Here is a 17,147-nt window from a genome sequence, read left to right as displayed (position 1 = left end):
GTCCAAAAATTTTGTTTCGTTCACCAACTCAAGGTTAGTTACTAAAAACTTTATTGATTACGTTTTGCTTGTTCAGTTTTCAAGGTTCATTTTGTTGCCGCTTTTCTCAACAGCAACTTTTATATAATATCATGTCGTTCGCTAGATGTCAACAACTAATTTTCATTTGATTTAATTGTTTTTCAGTAGCTGTCTTAACGACTTGTATAATACTACACTCTTAATTTAAAAAGGTCAACACTTTTTCTAAAAAAACTTTATAGTTTTTCACTTCATTGAGAAGCTTCCTATATAATGATTAAGAAAACAATTTATTATTAGGCTCACACTCTGACGTTAATTTAATGTTCTATTGTTATCTATAATATAATTTTATCATAATCTCTATTAAAAAATTAATTGTTTTTCACTAAAAACAAAAAACTCGGTATAGAAACCGAGTTTTTAAAATGGGAAGAAAAATGGAATTGCTAGCATCATAACAACAAACATAATAATCTGTAATGGCAGTCCAATCTTCACAAAATTCATAAATTTATAACCGCCAGCTGTCATCACAAGCGCATTTGTTGGGGAAGCAATTGGTGTGACAAACGCCATACTCGCTGCTACAGCAACAGCAATCATAAATGTCGTTGGACTTGCTTCCATTGCAATCGCGGCATTCATAGCAATCGGCGCGAACAAGACCGCAGTCGCCGTATTACTAATAAACTGTCCAAAAATAGCTGTTAAAATATATACGCCAACTAGTACTCCATACGGTCCATAATCTCCAAGTGCATTAATGATACCATCGGATAAAATAACCATACCACCTGTTTTCTCCAATGCAGTCGCCATCGGAAGCATTGCAGCTACAAGCACAATACTTTCAAAATTCATATTGCTGTATGCGTCTTCCATATTTCGCAAACAACCTGTTAATATCATCAATACGGCACCAATCATAACGGAAATTACGGCAGGGAAAATTTCAAAAGCCATTAATACAATCATTAAAAGCATAATGACACCAGCAATACCAGCTTTACCCGTTGCTGCTGCGACACTCGCATGCTCTTTCGGCTGACCAACAACAACGACATCCTGCGTTTCCCTTGCAAGTAATAGAATTTCATCCCATGCACCTTGCACTAAAATGGCATCACCAAATTTCAATTTATGCGTCACCATATCTTGTAGTTTATAGCCGCCTCTACGATTAATGCCAATTATATTAAGATTATATTTTTCTCGAAAGCCTAGGGTGCTAACAGTCTTATTAATAAAGCTCGAATTTGGCGTTAATAATACTTCAGCAATACCAAGATGCTTCGTTACCAATTCATCAGCCTCTCCTTCGACTAATTCCTGCATCTCTAGACTATAATCCAAAGCAAAGCGACGAATATTTTCTTCCTCACCTTGGACATACAATTCATCTTTGGCATGTATCACACTCGTTGGACCTGCCATTTCCTGATATGTCATCGGTAAAAAATTAATGCCTTCTTGAGATCGTCGGTGAATTTTCATCATACAAAGCGCATATTTGGCCGGAAGCTTTAATTCTGCTAATGTTGCGTCAATAATCGACGAATCCTCTGGGACAAACACTTTAAACAAACGATTGTTTAAATCATATTGCTTAATAATTTTCTTTGGAGATAGTTTATAATCAGCTTTTGTTTGTGTACGATTTTTTTCATTTGGTAAAAGAATATTGCGCACGAGTACTAAATAGATAATACCGACTATCATTCCTACAATACCGATGGGTGTCACTTCGAAAAATCCTAACTTATTATAGCCTCGATCTACTAATAACTGACTGACAATTAAATTTGTTGGTGAGGCAATTAATGTCATAAGCCCAGAAAGACTCGCAACATAAGAAAGTGGTAGCAAGAATTTCGAAGGACTTTCCTTCATACTAATAGCAATACTAACAACGATCGGCATCATTAAAGCTACAGTACCTGTATTACTCATAAAGGCACCTACCGTCCCTACAATAATGAGCAATAGCACAAATAACTTCAGCTCACTATCACCGGACCATTTCAACAATAATCGCCCTGCCATCCCTGCAAGCCCAGTGCGTAAAATTCCTGCGCCCACAACGAACAACCCTGCAATCATTAAAACTACAGAGTTCGAAAAGCCAGCAAGCGCCTCTGTTGGCGTTAAAATATCTGTAATGACGAATGCCAGTAGTGACACAATCGCAACGAGATCCGCTCGTACTTTATTTGTCACAAATGCAAAAATTGTCGCTCCTAAAATAAAAAATGTTAATGTAAGCTGCACTTCTAAGAATTCCTTTCTAACATTAATCATTGTGCTAGGTGCTACACAAAACCTTTTGTAATTGCAGCACCTTGCACGTTTGCTATATCATTTAGATTTATTATATCTTACCCAAAACTATATATGAGAAAGTTCACCATCTTTTCAAAATAAAAGACTCATCACCATAGCGTGAGGTTGATTTCCGTTCCGGCCGGGTGCTTTCCTGGGGGCGTCCGATGAGCCGCTTCGCTCGCTCCAGGGTCTCGGGCCAACACGATGTTGGTCACGAAGGCGTTATCACAGGATGTGATGCTTTTAGCCTTCGTCCCTCTATTGCTGATCCCCAAGGAGTCACCCAGCCGGAACGAAGATCAACTTATATAATTAGTATACGTTTTAACAAATGTTACCCCCCATTTTTCCCAAAAGAATACAAAGCTCCTCATCGTTAGTATAAGTAGGCAAGCTGAATCAAAAGAGTATAGCGATGATTAAAACATTTAAAATCCAACCTAAATTAGGATGGGATATGTTTGGTTAATTTTCAACCAAGGCAAACCTCATCATAGAGGAAAATGAGATCATTTTAACACTCCTTACAAAACGCAACATGACGGGGTCTACCGTTAAATTACCAAATGTACAGTATTATCCTCCTCCTACTGTTATGAATTGGCCTTACCTTGATTATTTTTGATAAAGATTATGCTCTTTAATATAGTCATAACAAGCGTCAGGCAGTAGATATTTGGGTTCACCGCCCATTGCGAATTCTTCTCGAATATAGGTAGAGCTAATTTCCATCGCTAAGCCTTTGTCAATCAAATGAAATCTTCCATCATCATGATTCCTCAATATTGGAGAACGACTAATTGTTGATAACATATCAATCCCATGCCTTGCCATTACAATAAATTTGTTCTCATCTACTAACGCTTCTCCTTTTTTCCACAATCCTGCGCCAATATCAACTAATAAATCGGCTCCCATAATAAAATGAATGTCATCATTAGGGTGCTGCTCTCTAAAATATTTCATCGTATCATACGTGTAAATGTTCCAGCCTTCTTGCTCCATTTCATATGAATCTGCAATAAAACGCTCATCCTTAGTAATAGCCATCTGCAGCATATTCCATCGATGAGTATTTTTTGTTTTTATTTCCTTGTCCTTTCGTTTATTTGAGCAAGGTAAAAAAATTACTTTATCTAATTTGCAACGATGTGCGACTGTGCTTGCGGTCCAAAGATGAACATTTGTGATTGGATCAAAGGATGATCCGTATATCCCTATTTTCGCCATTATCTACCCCTCCAGTTCTCTTCCCTATTAATTTCCCCCGCTCATCATCTTCGTGATTTTTTCTTTAATTTCTTTAATTCTTGTCATATTGTTATCCCAGCACACTTGACTTAAATCGACGGGATACTTTTCTGGATTCATTGTTCGTTTATACTCACTCCATAGTAGATGTAAATTCTCTTCTACATATACTGGATTTCCTTAAGTGTTGGTTCTTTGTAAAGAATAGATCCATTTACTACAATGTCTTGCTGTAATTCTTTCTCTGTAAAATTCGTCACAAATTTACTGATATAAGTATGAACAAGGTGAAACATTTTCAAGCGCTCTTCCTCTTGCGGGTTTTCATAGTCTAATGCAATATAATCTCATTCAGCATGATCTTTAACTTTATTAAACACAGCTTCATAAAAAAAGCATAAACAAAGCATTTCTGCCTTATTTATGCCTTTCCTATTATTTAATTTACTAATTGATTGTTCAAAAGAATACCACCCTGTACGACAACTCGCCCATTTTTAATTACAGTATTCGTATGATTCATGCCATAGAAATATTGTAACTGCTTATAATTGGCAACATCCAATATAATGACGTCAGCTTGTTTGCCCGCTTCAAGAGAGCCAATTTGATGTCCACGATTAAGTGCATATGCAGCATTAATAGTAGTCGCAGTTAACACTTCCTCTAGTGTCATGCCCATATGCATACAAGCTAAATTCATAATAAAGGGCAGACTCATCGTTGGGGATGAGCCAGGATTAAAATCAGTTGATATAGCAACAGGTACCCCTTCATCAATCATGAGGCGTCCCCTTGCAAATGGCGCACGCAAGAAGAATGCTGTTCCAGGTAGCAACACGGCAATCGTGCCAGCTTCAGCCATTTTTTGAATACCCTCATCAGAAGCAACTAGTAAATGCTCCGCCGAAATTGCCCCTACTTCCGCAGCAAGCTCCGCTCCCTTATAAGGCTCAATTTCATCTGCATGAATTTTCGGTGTTAACCCCAACGCTTTTCCCGCCTCTAAGATGCGTTGTGATTGCTCTGGCGTAAATACACCTTTTTCACAAAATACATCATTGAATTCTGCAAGGTTTAGCCCAGCTACTTTCGGCAGCATGTCATGAATGACTACATCCACAAATTCATCCTCACGACCCTTATAATCACGTGGCACCGCATGCGCCCCCATAAAGGTACTAACGACATCAATTTCATGTGTGGCTTGCAGTTCCTTTGCTACCTCAAGCTGTTTCTTTTCAGTTTCCCAATCTAAACCATAGCCCGATTTTGCTTCAACTGTTGTGACACCATGCTTTAAAAACACATCTAAATGATTCATCGTTTTTCTATATAAATCATCAAAGCTAGTTTCTCGAGTCCGGTTTGTTGTGGCATGAATCCCACCACCCGCATTCATAATTTCCATGTATGTGGAACCATTGAGTCGCATATTAAACTCCTGCTCACGTGTACCTCCATGAACTAAATGCGTATGACAATCAACGAGACCTGGCATAACAACCTTACCTGAGGCGTCAATAACCTCAGCCGCCTTGACAAGTTTAGGGAAGTCCACTTCTAGCTGTGCAATGGGCCCTACTGCTATAATGCTATTTCCTTCCATTAAAACACTGCCATTTTCCAGCACCGCAATTTCACGCATTTGTTCTTTTGTACGAGGACCTTGTTCGACACTTTTTAACGTGATCACTTCATTGGCGTTTTTGATTAAAATTGTCACTTGGCATCATCCTTTAGCATTGGAATATGCACGCCTTTGTTCTTTGCTGTATTAATGGCAATTTCATAGCCAGCATCTGCGTGACGCGCAACACCCATTCCTGGATCAGAAATTAACACTCGTGCAATCTTCTCAGCGGCTAGCTCAGAACCATCCGCTACTAACACTTGGCCAGCATGTTGAGAATAACCCATACCTACACCACCACCGTGATGCACACTTACCCAGCTAGCACCGCTTGCTGTATTAACAAGTGCATTTAGAATTGGCCAGTCTGATACTGCATCAGAGCCATCAAGCATACCCTCTGTTTCACGATTTGGTGATGCAACTGAGCCTGAGTCTAGATGATCTCGACCAAAGACAATCGGCCCTGATAGCTCACCATTAGCAACCATTTCATTAACCTTCAATGCAAAACGATGACGATCACCATAGCCTAACCAGCAAATTCGTGCCGGTAACCCTTGCCATTTCACCATTTTTTGCGCCATATCAATCCAATTCAGAAGACCTTCATCTTCAGCAAACATCTCTTTTGCAAGTGCATCTGTTTTATAAATATCCTCAGGGTTACCCGAAAGTGCAGCCCAACGGAATGGTCCTTTCCCCTCACAGAATAATGGACGAATGTACGCTGGAACAAAGCCAGGGAAGTCAAAGGCATTCGTTACACCCATCTCTTTAGCATAAGCACGAATATTATTACCGTAATCAAATACTTCTGCACCCGCCTGTTGGAAATCAAGCATTGTACGAACATGCTCAGCCATCGTCTCTTTTGCTCTTCGCTCATACGTTTTTACATCACTTTTACGCAGTTCAAGCGCTTCCCCAAATGTCATACCATTCGGTACATAGCCATTAATCGGATCATGTGCAGATGTTTGATCTGTTACAAAATCAGGGATAATTCCTCGGTTCAATAGCTCACGATTAACATCCGCACAGTTGCCAACAAGACCAATCGACGCAGGCTCTTTTTGGTCACGTAGTTTATTGACTAATTCAATAGCTTCATCCACTGTCTCCACAAGATAATCGCAGTAGCCCTCTTTTATTTTGCGTTCAATTCGAGCACGATCTACTTCGACTACTAAAATGACAGCGCCAGCCATTTTTCCAGCTAAAGGCTGTGCACCACTCATACCACCCATACCGCCTGTCAGGATGAATTTACCACGCAAATCTGCTGTGCCAAATACTTTTTTACCTGCCTCTACGAATGATAAATACGTTCCTTGTAAAATGCCTTGTGCGCCAATATAAATCCAGCTACCAGCCGTCATTTGACCGTACATCATTAAATCACGGTCCTCTAACTCATAGAAATGCTCCCAATTTGCCCATGCTGGCACTAAATTAGAATTTGCAATTAATACACGTGGCGCATGTTCATGTGTACGGAATACAGCTACCGGTTTTCCTGATTGAATAAGAAGTGTTTCATCATTCTCTAATTCTTTTAATGACGCAATAATTTGCTCATAGCTCTCCCAATTACGCGCCGCTTTACCGATCCCACCGTAAACGATTAGTTCATCTGGATTTTCTGCTACTTCAGGATCTAGATTGTTCATTAACATACGCATTGCAGCTTCCTGCGTCCAACCTTTACATGTTAATTCATTCCCACGTGGTGCACGAATATTTGTTTTAACTATCATTAAAAACACGCTCCTTTAAAATAGTAAAAATGCTATTGGTGTTACGATGATTAACGTTAATACGACACGCTCAAACCAAATGAGTAAAATTTGGCGCAATGTCAATGGAATTTCAGATGATAAAATAAGCGGAATAACGGCTGAAAAAAACAGCACTGCCGATATCGATACGACCGCCACAATAAATTTCGTCACAAGTGCTGCCTGTGTGACAACAAGTGCTGGTAAAAATACTTCTGCTAACGATAATGACAGCGCTTTCGCTGCTAAATATGGTTCTGGAACTTGTAACACATATGTGAATGGTACAAAAATATACGCAAGCCAATCAAAAATTGGTGTATATGTTGCAAGTACAAGCCCTAGCAGGCCGATTGATAGAATCGATGGAATAACACCCATCGCCATAATGAAGCCATCCTTTAAATTCGCCCATAAAACTTTAGATAAAGGTGGATTTTGCTCAACTGCATCCATCGCTTGATGCCATGCTTCTTTAAAACGGTCCTTCTTAACAATCTTTTCTGGCATCGGCGTCGCGCCCTTATAGTATTCATCCTTCATTGAGCGAAGTGGATAAATACGCGCTGTTAACGCTGTGACCACAAATGTTACAACGAGCGACACCCAGAAAAACGCATTCCAATGCTGCATGATATCCAGCGTACTCGCAATGACAACCATAAACGTTGCAGATACAGTCGAGAAACCTGTTGCAATAATCGCGGCTTCCTTCGCTGTGTAGCGACCTTCCATATAAACACGATTCGTTAAAAGTAAGCCCACCGAATAACTGCCGACAAATGAGGCAACTGCATCCACTGCTGAACGTCCAGGTGTTTTAAAAATAGGCTTCATAAACGGCTGTGTTAAAACACCGATGTATTCAAGCAACCCATAGCTTACTAGAAGTGCTAAAAACAAAGATCCAATCGGGATTAGTATCCCTACCGGCTTAATAAGCTTCTCCAGTAAATACGGACCGATACTTTCATTTGCTAGCCATGCAGGTGCTATATTAAAAATTAATAAAATTCCGGCAACCATACCGCCCACTTTAAAAATTGATAATACAATATTGACGATCGACTTATTCCACTTTTTCGTAAGGAATGGATGAAGCGCTCCACCTACAAGCATTATGAGTACATATGCAGTTACAAGTAGTGGAGCTTCGGTGCGAATAAAATTCACGATGTGATCAATTAAAATCGTATTCTTACCTTGCCATTCAAATGATATAAAGAAACTGAATATTCCGACTAAACTACATGCAATCATCTTCATAGCGGAGGAGACTCGGAATTGCGAGTCTTGCCTCAGCTCTTGTTGTTGAAATTCCATTCTATTCCCCCTCGACTGTTAATTAGAATTCCCTGTCAATCCGGACAAGTTGAAAGATTTGTTGGATTTCTTATAGGAAGTTATCGCCTTAAGGTTTACACATACTCATTCAATAGAACATCACTCGTTAATAAATACTTGGCAAGCGCTTCAATTTCATCGCCGATTGGTTGATCCGCTAACAGCGGCGGACAAAATTCACGCACTTTTTCTAAATACTTTCGAGTTGTTGGAGATAACTGCTCTTCCGCTTTGTCTAAATGGATAGCCTGCGATGCACAAATCATTTCTATCGCAATGACACGAGCGGCATTGTGTACGATTTGACGTACTTGGCGCGCTGATGTTGTACCCATGCTCACATGATCCTCTTGGTTCCCTGATGTCGGTATAGAATCCACACTTGAAGGATGTGCCAATACTTTGTTTTCGGATACGATAGAGGCTGCTGTATATTGAGCAATCATTAGCCCACATTCAATACCAGGATTTGTCGCTAAAAATGGAGGCAAACCTTCATTAAGCTGTGGATTAACCATGCGTTCTGTACGTCGCTCCGAAATATTAGCCCATTCACATACACCGACTTTTAAAAAGTCCATTGCTAATGCAATTGGTTGACCGTGGAAATGCCCACCAGATAATACTTCTCCATTTTCTAAAACAATCGGATTATCTGTCGTTGCATTCATTTCAATTTGCACACGGTCCTGAGCATAGAAAAATGACTGCCATGAAGCACCATGCACTTGCGGAATACAACGTAGTGAATAGGCATCCTGCATACGGATTTCACCTTGCTTTGTCACACGTTTACTTCCATCAAGCCATTTACGGATTCGTCCGCCAACAAGCTCTAATTCCGGGTGTGGTCTTACCGCCAAAAGTGCTGGATCAAATGCTGAAGTAATACCCTTCAGTGACTCAAGCGTTAAACTTGCTGCCATATCTGCTGCTAGCCCAATACGCTCTGCCTCGTTGACTGTTAAAACCCCGATACCCGTCATTGCTTGGGTACCATTTACAAGCGCTAGACCTTCCTTAGCTTGTAGTCGGACAGGCGTTAGCCCAGCTTGCTGTAACGCCGAACTGCCGCTCATAATCTCTCCATTAAACTCCGCCTTACCTTCACCTACAAGCACTAAAGCCAAATGTGACAATGGCGCTAAATCTCCACTTGCCCCAACTGAACCTTGAGACGGCACAATCGGATGTACTCCCTTATTTATAAAATCCAATAGCAGCTGCACTGTTTCCAGACGAATTCCTGAAAAACCACGTGCTAGAGCATTCGCACGTAAAACCATCATTGCACGTACAACATCTGTTGGAAACGGCGCACCAACACCTGTTGCATCTGAGCGCAATAAATTTAACTGTAAAAGCTCAATGTCTTCCTCTTCAATCTTTATATTACTCAGCTTTCCAAAGCCTGTATTCACACCATATATCGTTTGCCCCTCAGCTAAACGCTTTTCAATTCGTTCCCTACTTAAACGTATACGCTCCACGCTGTCTAGAGAAAGCGCTACCGTGGCACGACCTTCTACAATTTCCCCTATTTGCTGTCTTGTTAATGTCTGACCATCAAGCTCGATAATAGACTTCATAATGACATCCCCCTGTTTCCTTAGAGCTATGTAAAAATGCTTTTAATCAATTTCGCTATCGCTACAAAAGATAAATAACAATTACACTAACTACATTGTACTAACTACCTTTTTCAGAAAATAGGGAATTTTAAAAGAGAAAACATGAATTATTTCAGAATTTTTGTTATTTTAATAATATAATAGTATTTTTTTACGAAACTAGATAATTTTAAGGAGGTTTGAGTTTTGAAATTGTTATTAATTGACAGAGATTCCACTGACCTTTCAGGGATTCGTTGGTTTTTACATACATATTTTCCTGGGGATGTAACTATAGAAATAGGTACAACTATTAATGAGGCGCTTCAAAGTATCCAGCAATTCGAGCCTGAGGTGATACTGCTAAATATTGACCTATTCTCAAATAATCGTTTAATTGCACTTTATCGTGTTTTACAAAAACATTCAGGGACTATTTTAGCTATGACGACAGAGCCACTTTTTAAAAATGCATTAAAGGCAATTGATTTACAGGTCGCACATCTCTTCGTTAAACCAATTGATTTAGAAGTATTAAAGCAAAAGCTCACTGCTATTTCCCTTCGGACAACCAAAGCAGAAGCAGTGTATCAAGAAGCAACAGATGAATCCTTTTACTATCAACTATTTTTAGATAGTAAAACTAGTTCCATAGAGACAAATATACATTTCACAATGATCGAGCCTGAGCATTCCGAAATGTTTAACAAACTATATAACTGGCTTCAGCAAACTCCTATTTATTCTAGCATGAAGGTTTATCCTTTATCAGAAAAAATTGTATGTTTATTCCAAACAAATGATTTAGAGAAGGATGTTCGTACATTAATGAAGGAATGGCGATTAACGAATAATAGTTCGTTAAATATTGGGGTTTATGATGGGGAACCGACCACCATGAAGAATATGTATACCTTAACGAAACGTGCACTTCATCAAAGCTTTTACGAAGGCTATGGGCACATTTTTTATGCGAGCAAACAATTGGAGACACAGCCCTTCGATCCTTTACTAACACCTGAAGAGCAGCAATTACTAATAAGTAGTTTAGAGGACGGAAATATTGAAGCCGTCAAAGCATTTTTATATCGACTATCTAATGAAGAAATTTATTATAAGCAAGATGACTTACGTATTCATCTAACGAGTGTTTTGGCGCAAATTCGGCGCTTTATGCTGAAGTATAAATTACATGAGAAAGCTGCAATTGAGCAAAATTATCGTCAGCTTTTTCATTTAATTATTGAGCATCCTATATTTTATACCATTTTAAATGGCATCATATCATTTACACAAAGGCTGATTGAATTAGCTAATGAGGCACGAATAGAAAAACGGGCTGACTATGTAGAACTGGCCATAGAAATTATCGACCAGCAATTTCAGGATAGCGGGTTATCATTACCTTACGTTGCTCATAAATTAGGGATTAGTCCTAATTATTTAAGTACGATTTTTTCTAAGAAGCAAGGCCTACCATTTAAACGCTACCTACAGCAAGTCCGAATTCAAAATGCCACAAAGATGCTTGTAGAAACAGATTTTGCTATTAGTGAAATTGCCGATTTAAATGGTTTCGATGATTCGAATTACTTCATTAAAATTTTTAAACAGCACATCGGAATTACGCCTCATCGTTATCGTAAAACGTAAAAAGGCACATCAACGTAACATAAGGTTGATTTCCGTTCCAACTGGGCGCTTGTGCGAAAGCGTAGCGGATGAAGGCTTAATTATTTTAACCATCCCTTCCTCTACTGTCTCACTCCTGGGGACTGATTCCCAAGGAGTCGCCAGTCTTCACTGCAATCAACTTATACCTAGTGATCATAGTATTTTTTCAATTATCACATGCCATTTTCAATAAGATTACATAAACAAAAGAATTCACCTTTAATTTTGAGCTATCTCTTCTCTATAACTTATTTTTAAGTAATTCTCGAAAATGTTTTAAAAAAACTAAATTAGTGGTAAAGGTTATTCATAAGCCTTTTAAATCCAGCATATATTTATAATTTATATCTTAATATAAAAATTCTTTAACAATAATTATTATAATTTACTAGCAATTCTAGTTTGCGTTTGCTATAGTTATTGATGAAGAGTTTGACTCACAATTTTCCTTCAGGAGGTAAACTAATATGACAAACGAAAATGATCGTAGCCGTCGATTTACAACAGCAGGTGGCGCTCCAGTAGTAAGCAACCACGATTCAATGTCAGCAGGTCCCCGTGGTCCTCTATTACTTCAGGATGTATGGCTAGTTGAGAAATTAGCGAACTTCAACCGTGAAGTTATTCCTGAACGTCGTATGCACGCTAAAGGTTCAGGTGCATTCGGTACTTTCACTGTAACGCATGATATTACTAAATATACAAAAGCAAAAATCTTCTCAGAGATTGGGAAAAAGACTGAAATGTTTGCACGTTTCTCCACAGTTGCAGGTGAGCGTGGTGCAGCGGATGCTGAGCGCGATATTCGTGGTTTTGCACTTAAGTTCTATACTGAAGAAGGTAACTGGGATTTAGTTGGTAACAACACACCTGTATTCTTCTTCCGTGATCCTTTACACTTTACAGATTTAAACCACGTGGTAAAACGTGACCCACGTACAAATATGAAAAACGCTAATTCAAACTGGGATTTCTGGACTTTACTACCAGAGGCACTTCACCAAGTAACAATTGTTATGTCTGACCGTGGTATTCCGTCTGGTTACCGCAATATGCATGGTTTCGGTTCTCATACTTATAGTTTTATTAATGCTGAAAACGAGCGCGTATGGGTTAAATTCCACTTCCGTACAGAACAAGGCATAGAAAACTTAACAGGTGCTGAGGCAGGTGAGATAATCGGTAACGACCGTGAATCTTCACAACGCGACCTATATGAGGCAATTGAAAAAGGTGACTTCCCTAAGTGGAAAATGTACATTCAAGTAATGACTGAGGAACAAGCTCGTGAGTTACCATATAATCCATTTGACTTAACAAAGGTATGGTATAAAAAAGACTTCCCATTAATTCCTGTAGGCGAATTCGAGTTAAACAAAAACCCGGACAACTACTTTGCGGAAGTTGAGCAATCAGCATTTGCACCGTCAAACATTATTCCTGGTGTAAGCTTCTCACCAGACAAAATGTTACAGGCTCGTATCTTTGCTTATGCAGATGCACACCGCTACCGTTTAGGTGTAAACCACCACTCGCTTCCTGTAAACGCACCAAAATGCCCATTCCGTTCATTCCATCGCGATGGTGCTATGCGTTTCGATGGTAATCTTGGTTCAACTTTAGGCTATGAACCAAATAGCTATGGTGAATGGGAGCATAATTTAGACTATAAGGAGCCTGAATTACGTATTGATGGAAATGCTGGTATCCACGACTTCCGTGAAGACGACAACAACTACTTCGAGCAGCCGGGTAAATTATTCCGCCTAATGACTGCTGAAGAGCAACAACGCCTATTCGAAAATACTGCTAATGATATGGCGTCAGTTGAAGAGTTCATCAAACGTCGTCATATCCTGCACTGCTATTTAGCTGATCCAGCATATGGTGAAGGTGTAGCAAAAGCTATGGGCCTTTCATTAGAAGGCGTAGATCTTTCCAACCCATACGTGAAACAACCAACTAACGTTTAACTTATTTCAGCAAACAAACATCTGCTGAGGCATAATTGATTTTTTCCACTTATTATTGATATCCAAATCCAACTTTTTACTCCATGTGAAGGGCAACTTCACATGGAGTTTTTTTATCTTAATGACCCAAAAAGGCTTGTGCCTATAGACACAAGCCCGCTTTAATAATTATTGATAAATTTGACTGCCAACCTTTTTAAATTCCTCTGCTTTCTCCTGCATGCCTTTGTGGATTGCTTCAGTCGTATTTAAGTCACTATCTTTTGCATAATTACGAATATCTTGTGAGATTCTCATACTACAAAACTTAGGTCCACACATTGAACAGAAGTGCGCCGTTTTCGCCCCTTCTGCAGGCAATGTTTCATCATGGTATTCGACTGCACGCTCTGGATCAAGCGATAGGTTGAATTGATCGCGCCAGCGGAATTCAAAGCGTGCCTTAGATAGTGCATCGTCACGCTGCTGTGCTCCAGGATGCCCTTTCGCTAAATCTGCCGCGTGTGCAGCAATTTTATACGTAATCACCCCTACACGAACATCCTCACGATTTGGTAAGCCGAGATGCTCTTTAGGCGTCACATAACATAACATTGCCGTACCAAACCAACCGATCATTGCAGCACCAATAGCCGATGTAATATGGTCATAGCCAGGCGCGATATCTGTTGTTAGCGGCCCTAAAGTATAGAAAGGAGCTTCCTTACACACCTCTAACTGCTTATCCATATTTTCTTTAATAAGATGCATTGGCACATGCCCCGGCCCTTCTACCATCACCTGTACATCATGCTTCCAGGCAATTTGCGTTAATTCCCCTAGCGTTTCTAGCTCCGCAAACTGAGCCTCATCATTGGCATCTGCAATAGAACCAGGACGTAAACCATCACCTAAAGAGAAGGCAACATCATAGGTTTTCATAATTTCGCAAATTTCTTCAAAATGTGTATATAAGAAGCTTTCTTGATGGTGATATAAACACCACTGTGCCATAATCGAGCCTCCTCGAGATACTATGCCTGTTACACGATTAGCCGTTAATGGCACATAGCGTAGCAATACCCCTGCATGAATCGTGAAGTAATCGACACCTTGTTCAGCCTGTTCGATTAACGTATCACGATACACCTCCCACGTTAAATCCTCTGCCACACCATTTACTTTTTCTAGCGCTTGATAAATTGGCACCGTTCCTACAGGCACCGCGGCATTACGGATAATCCATTCACGTGTCGTATGAATATGTTTACCCGTAGATAAATCCATAATGTTATCAGCACCCCAGCGTGTAGCCCACGTCATTTTTTCTACCTCTTCTGCAATTGAGGATGACACCGCTGAATTTCCAATATTGGCGTTAATTTTCACGTGGAAGTTACGTCCAATAATCATTGGCTCGGCCTCAGGGTGATTAATATTAGAGGGCAAAATTGCACGCCCTGCCGCGATCTCTGAGCGCACGAATTCAGGATCCATATTTTCGCGAATCGCTACAAATTCCATCTCTGAAGTAATAATTCCCTTTCGTGCATAGTGAAGCTGCGTTACATTTTTACCTTTCTTCGCACGCAAAGGCTTTCTAGATAAATCCGGAAAAACATTTTCTTTCATTCGTGGATCATCAGCTTTGCGAAATCCATTATCTTCTGGCTTGATAATACGACCTTCGTATTCTTCAACGTCACCCCGTTCTCTGATCCATGCACTACGTAAAGCTGGCAATCCTTTCGTAATATCCACCTTATACGCAGGATCAGTGTACGGGCCACTCGTATCATAAACACGTACTGGCGCATTTTCCTCTTCACCAAAGCTTCCTGTCGTTGGACTTAGAGCAATTTCACGCATTGGCACTAAAATATCAGGTCGAGATCCTTCTACATAAACTTTTTCACTTCCATCAAAGCTTGACATAATCGTAATATTCTTGTTGCTAACTGTTGTCATAAACTACTTCGCTCCCTTTTACATTTATACAAGGACCGAATCTAACTCACCCACAAAAACAAAAGCCGAATCCAAAAAAATTTTGGATCCGGCTAAGAATGTAAAGGTATAGTTATTGCAAATAACATAGAGTGCAATAATGGTTAACTTTCCCACGCTGGTATGAGCCAGATCAGGTCCAAAGGGTCAAGAAACCTCTATGCGTTTCCCTCTCAGCCTGACTCATCAGACTCCCCTAGTTAATGCTATTAAGTTTGATGCTAGTGTAGCAGATATTGCTAAGAGATGGAAGCTTCATTTGAATATTTTTGCGCATCATCAAGAAACAGCTAATCGGACGACCCCAGGAAAGCGTACAGCCGGAACGGAAATCAACTTCACGTTCTTTGATGAATTCATATACTTTGAAGATTTATCGGAACAAAATCTCATTTAATCGGAACAATTTTAACTTTTATCGGAATATTATCTTGTTTTATCGGAACAATTTCAGTTTTTATCAACTAAACAATAGTTCCGCTACGTAAATCACGATCGTCACTGTAATACAGCTAACAATCGTTGAGAATAATACTGTTTGTGCAGCAGTTGCCGATTCTACGTCATATTCTAATGCCAGACTAGAACTATTTCGCGATGTCGGGAACGAGCTAGCTATAAAAAGTGATTGTGCCACGACACCGTCAAGACCAAGCACATAAATCATCAGCAATGCTACGGCTGGCCCTAGGACTAGTCGTGTAAAACAGCTAATGAATACCAGTTTATTGAACATGGATTTGATTTCAAGCTGTGATAGTTGTGCCCCTAAAGTTATTAATGCTACAGCGATAAAGCCATCTGCCACATGGTCTATCGGAATTCTTACAAACTGCGGAATAGCGATATTAAAATAGTTCATTGCAACACCAATAATAAGTGCATGAATAATAGGCATTTTGAGGAAGTCTTTCACAATAGACATGCCCGATTTTGTTGAAGAAATTAAATTGTACAAGCCGTAAGTATAGGTCGTCATATTTTGAAATATGACGAGAATGACCTGAATCGCTACTCCAATCGGCTGGGTCACGAAAATCATTTGCGCCACCGGAATACCATAGTTACCTGAATTAATTAGGACAACACTATTTTTAAACACTGCCGCCTCTGTTTTTACTAAACCGAGCCCCTTTGCTAAAAAGTGACTAAGCACCATTTGGCTTCCGATAAAGAGTAAAATAAATAACGCAACTTCTCCAAGTACAGACAGCTCTATACTCGTTTCATATATATTCACAAAAACAGCTGCTGGCATGAAGCAATATGTAATAAGTTGAGATAATGCCTTTAAATTAAAGCGAAATTTCTTTTGTAAAACTGCGCCAAGTACTAGAAGCACTAAAATTGGAGCTACAATTTTAAAGAAAATCATACCGAGATACATACTAGCGTGTCCCCTTTCCTCTCCTATAGTAGTGCTGTTTTTATACTTGGTCAATGTACCTCACCGTTAACTCTTAGCCCTTTACGAGGCATTTTTAGCCCAATGTCTTTTACCATAAATAAACAAAAAGACTGCCTCACAAATTGAAGCAGTCTTTCTCTG

Annotated in this window: 10 protein-coding genes, 1 pseudogene and 1 riboswitch; of the genes and pseudogenes, 2 read left to right on the top strand and 9 right to left on the bottom strand. The window is 39.6% G+C overall.

Features of this window, described 5'->3' with window-relative positions:
- Positions 1-444: 444 nt before the first annotated feature.
- The 7 genes and pseudogenes from ACIQLB_RS18240 to hutH all read right to left on the bottom strand — a co-directional run bounded on the left by ACIQLB_RS18240 (position 445) and on the right by hutH (position 9,944).
- Positions 445-2,322 carry an SLC13 family permease gene (locus ACIQLB_RS18240; protein WP_400728841.1) on the bottom strand — a complete coding sequence of 626 codons (1,878 nt, stop codon included), beginning with the start codon at positions 2,320-2,322 and terminating at the stop codon, positions 445-447.
- Positions 2,323-2,961: 639 nt separating this feature from the next.
- On the bottom strand, positions 2,962-3,576 hold the full coding sequence (gene nadD / locus ACIQLB_RS18235) for a nicotinate-nucleotide adenylyltransferase (protein ID WP_400728838.1): 615 nt from the start codon (positions 3,574-3,576) through the stop codon (positions 2,962-2,964).
- Between the two features lie 27 nt (positions 3,577-3,603).
- Positions 3,604-3,944: pseudogene (locus ACIQLB_RS18230) on the bottom strand (nicotinate phosphoribosyltransferase); the annotation flags it as partial.
- Between the two features lie 92 nt (positions 3,945-4,036).
- The gene (gene hutI, locus ACIQLB_RS18225; protein WP_400728835.1) at positions 4,037-5,323 is read right to left on the bottom strand and encodes an imidazolonepropionase; all 1,287 of its coding nucleotides are present in this window, start codon (positions 5,321-5,323) and stop codon (positions 4,037-4,039) included.
- Positions 5,320-6,990 (bottom strand): urocanate hydratase, encoded by a 1,671-nt coding sequence (gene hutU, locus ACIQLB_RS18220; RefSeq protein WP_400728832.1) that lies wholly within the window; start codon positions 6,988-6,990, stop codon positions 5,320-5,322. Before hutU ends, hutI begins: the two co-directional genes overlap by 4 nt.
- A 15-nt stretch (positions 6,991-7,005) precedes the next feature.
- A complete protein-coding gene (locus ACIQLB_RS18215) occupies positions 7,006-8,334 on the bottom strand; it encodes a YjiH family protein (protein ID WP_400728829.1) in 1,329 nt (442 codons plus the stop codon).
- 95 nt (positions 8,335-8,429) lie between these two features.
- Positions 8,430-9,944 carry a histidine ammonia-lyase gene (hutH, locus tag ACIQLB_RS18210; RefSeq protein ID WP_400728826.1) on the bottom strand — a complete coding sequence of 505 codons (1,515 nt, stop codon included), beginning with the start codon at positions 9,942-9,944 and terminating at the stop codon, positions 8,430-8,432.
- A 228-nt stretch (positions 9,945-10,172) separates the two neighbouring features.
- Here hutH and ACIQLB_RS18205 point away from each other — a divergent pair, with 228 nt between their 5' ends.
- Entirely contained in the window at positions 10,173-11,618 is a 1,446-nt protein-coding gene (locus ACIQLB_RS18205) for a helix-turn-helix domain-containing protein (RefSeq protein ID WP_400728823.1), read from the top strand.
- A 488-nt stretch (positions 11,619-12,106) separates the two neighbouring features.
- Positions 12,107-13,612 (top strand): catalase, encoded by a 1,506-nt coding sequence (locus ACIQLB_RS18200; protein ID WP_400728820.1) that lies wholly within the window; start codon positions 12,107-12,109, stop codon positions 13,610-13,612.
- 168 nt (positions 13,613-13,780) lie between these two features.
- On the opposite strand, the gene thiC is transcribed toward ACIQLB_RS18200, so the two are convergent.
- On the bottom strand, positions 13,781-15,559 hold the full coding sequence (thiC, locus tag ACIQLB_RS18195) for a phosphomethylpyrimidine synthase ThiC (RefSeq protein ID WP_400728817.1): 1,779 nt from the start codon (positions 15,557-15,559) through the stop codon (positions 13,781-13,783).
- 132 nt (positions 15,560-15,691) lie between these two features.
- Positions 15,692-15,806: riboswitch (TPP riboswitch) on the bottom strand.
- A gap of 252 nt (positions 15,807-16,058) precedes the next feature.
- Positions 16,059-16,985: an AEC family transporter gene (locus ACIQLB_RS18190; RefSeq protein ID WP_400728814.1), complete on the bottom strand. Its 927-nt coding sequence runs from the start codon at positions 16,983-16,985 to the stop codon at positions 16,059-16,061.
- Between the last annotated feature and the right edge of the window lie 162 nt (positions 16,986-17,147).

The sequence above is a fragment of the Lysinibacillus sp. NPDC092081 genome (assembly GCF_044755845.1).
Taxonomy (GTDB): Bacteria; Bacillota; Bacilli; order Bacillales_A; family Planococcaceae; genus Lysinibacillus.
Note: the sequence above shows the minus strand (reverse complement) of the source record. Positions and strands in the feature narration are given on the sequence as shown.

What these genes read in the sequence shown, in the direction of transcription:
- ACIQLB_RS18240 (WP_400728841.1), bottom strand. Translation starts at nt 2,322, where the DNA reads ATGATTAATGTTAGAAAGGAATTCTTAGAAGTGCAGCTTACATTAACA.
- nadD (WP_400728838.1), bottom strand. Translation starts at nt 3,576, where the DNA reads ATGGCGAAAATAGGGATATACGGATCATCCTTTGATCCAATCACAAAT.
- hutU (WP_400728832.1), bottom strand. Translation starts at nt 6,990, where the DNA reads ATGATAGTTAAAACAAATATTCGTGCACCACGTGGGAATGAATTAACA.
- ACIQLB_RS18215 (WP_400728829.1), bottom strand. Translation starts at nt 8,334, where the DNA reads ATGGAATTTCAACAACAAGAGCTGAGGCAAGACTCGCAATTCCGAGTC.
- hutH (WP_400728826.1), bottom strand. Translation starts at nt 9,944, where the DNA reads ATGAAGTCTATTATCGAGCTTGATGGTCAGACATTAACAAGACAGCAA.
- ACIQLB_RS18200 (WP_400728820.1), top strand. Translation starts at nt 12,107, where the DNA reads ATGACAAACGAAAATGATCGTAGCCGTCGATTTACAACAGCAGGTGGC.
- thiC (WP_400728817.1), bottom strand. Translation starts at nt 15,559, where the DNA reads ATGACAACAGTTAGCAACAAGAATATTACGATTATGTCAAGCTTTGAT.
- ACIQLB_RS18190 (WP_400728814.1), bottom strand. Translation starts at nt 16,985, where the DNA reads ATGTATCTCGGTATGATTTTCTTTAAAATTGTAGCTCCAATTTTAGTG.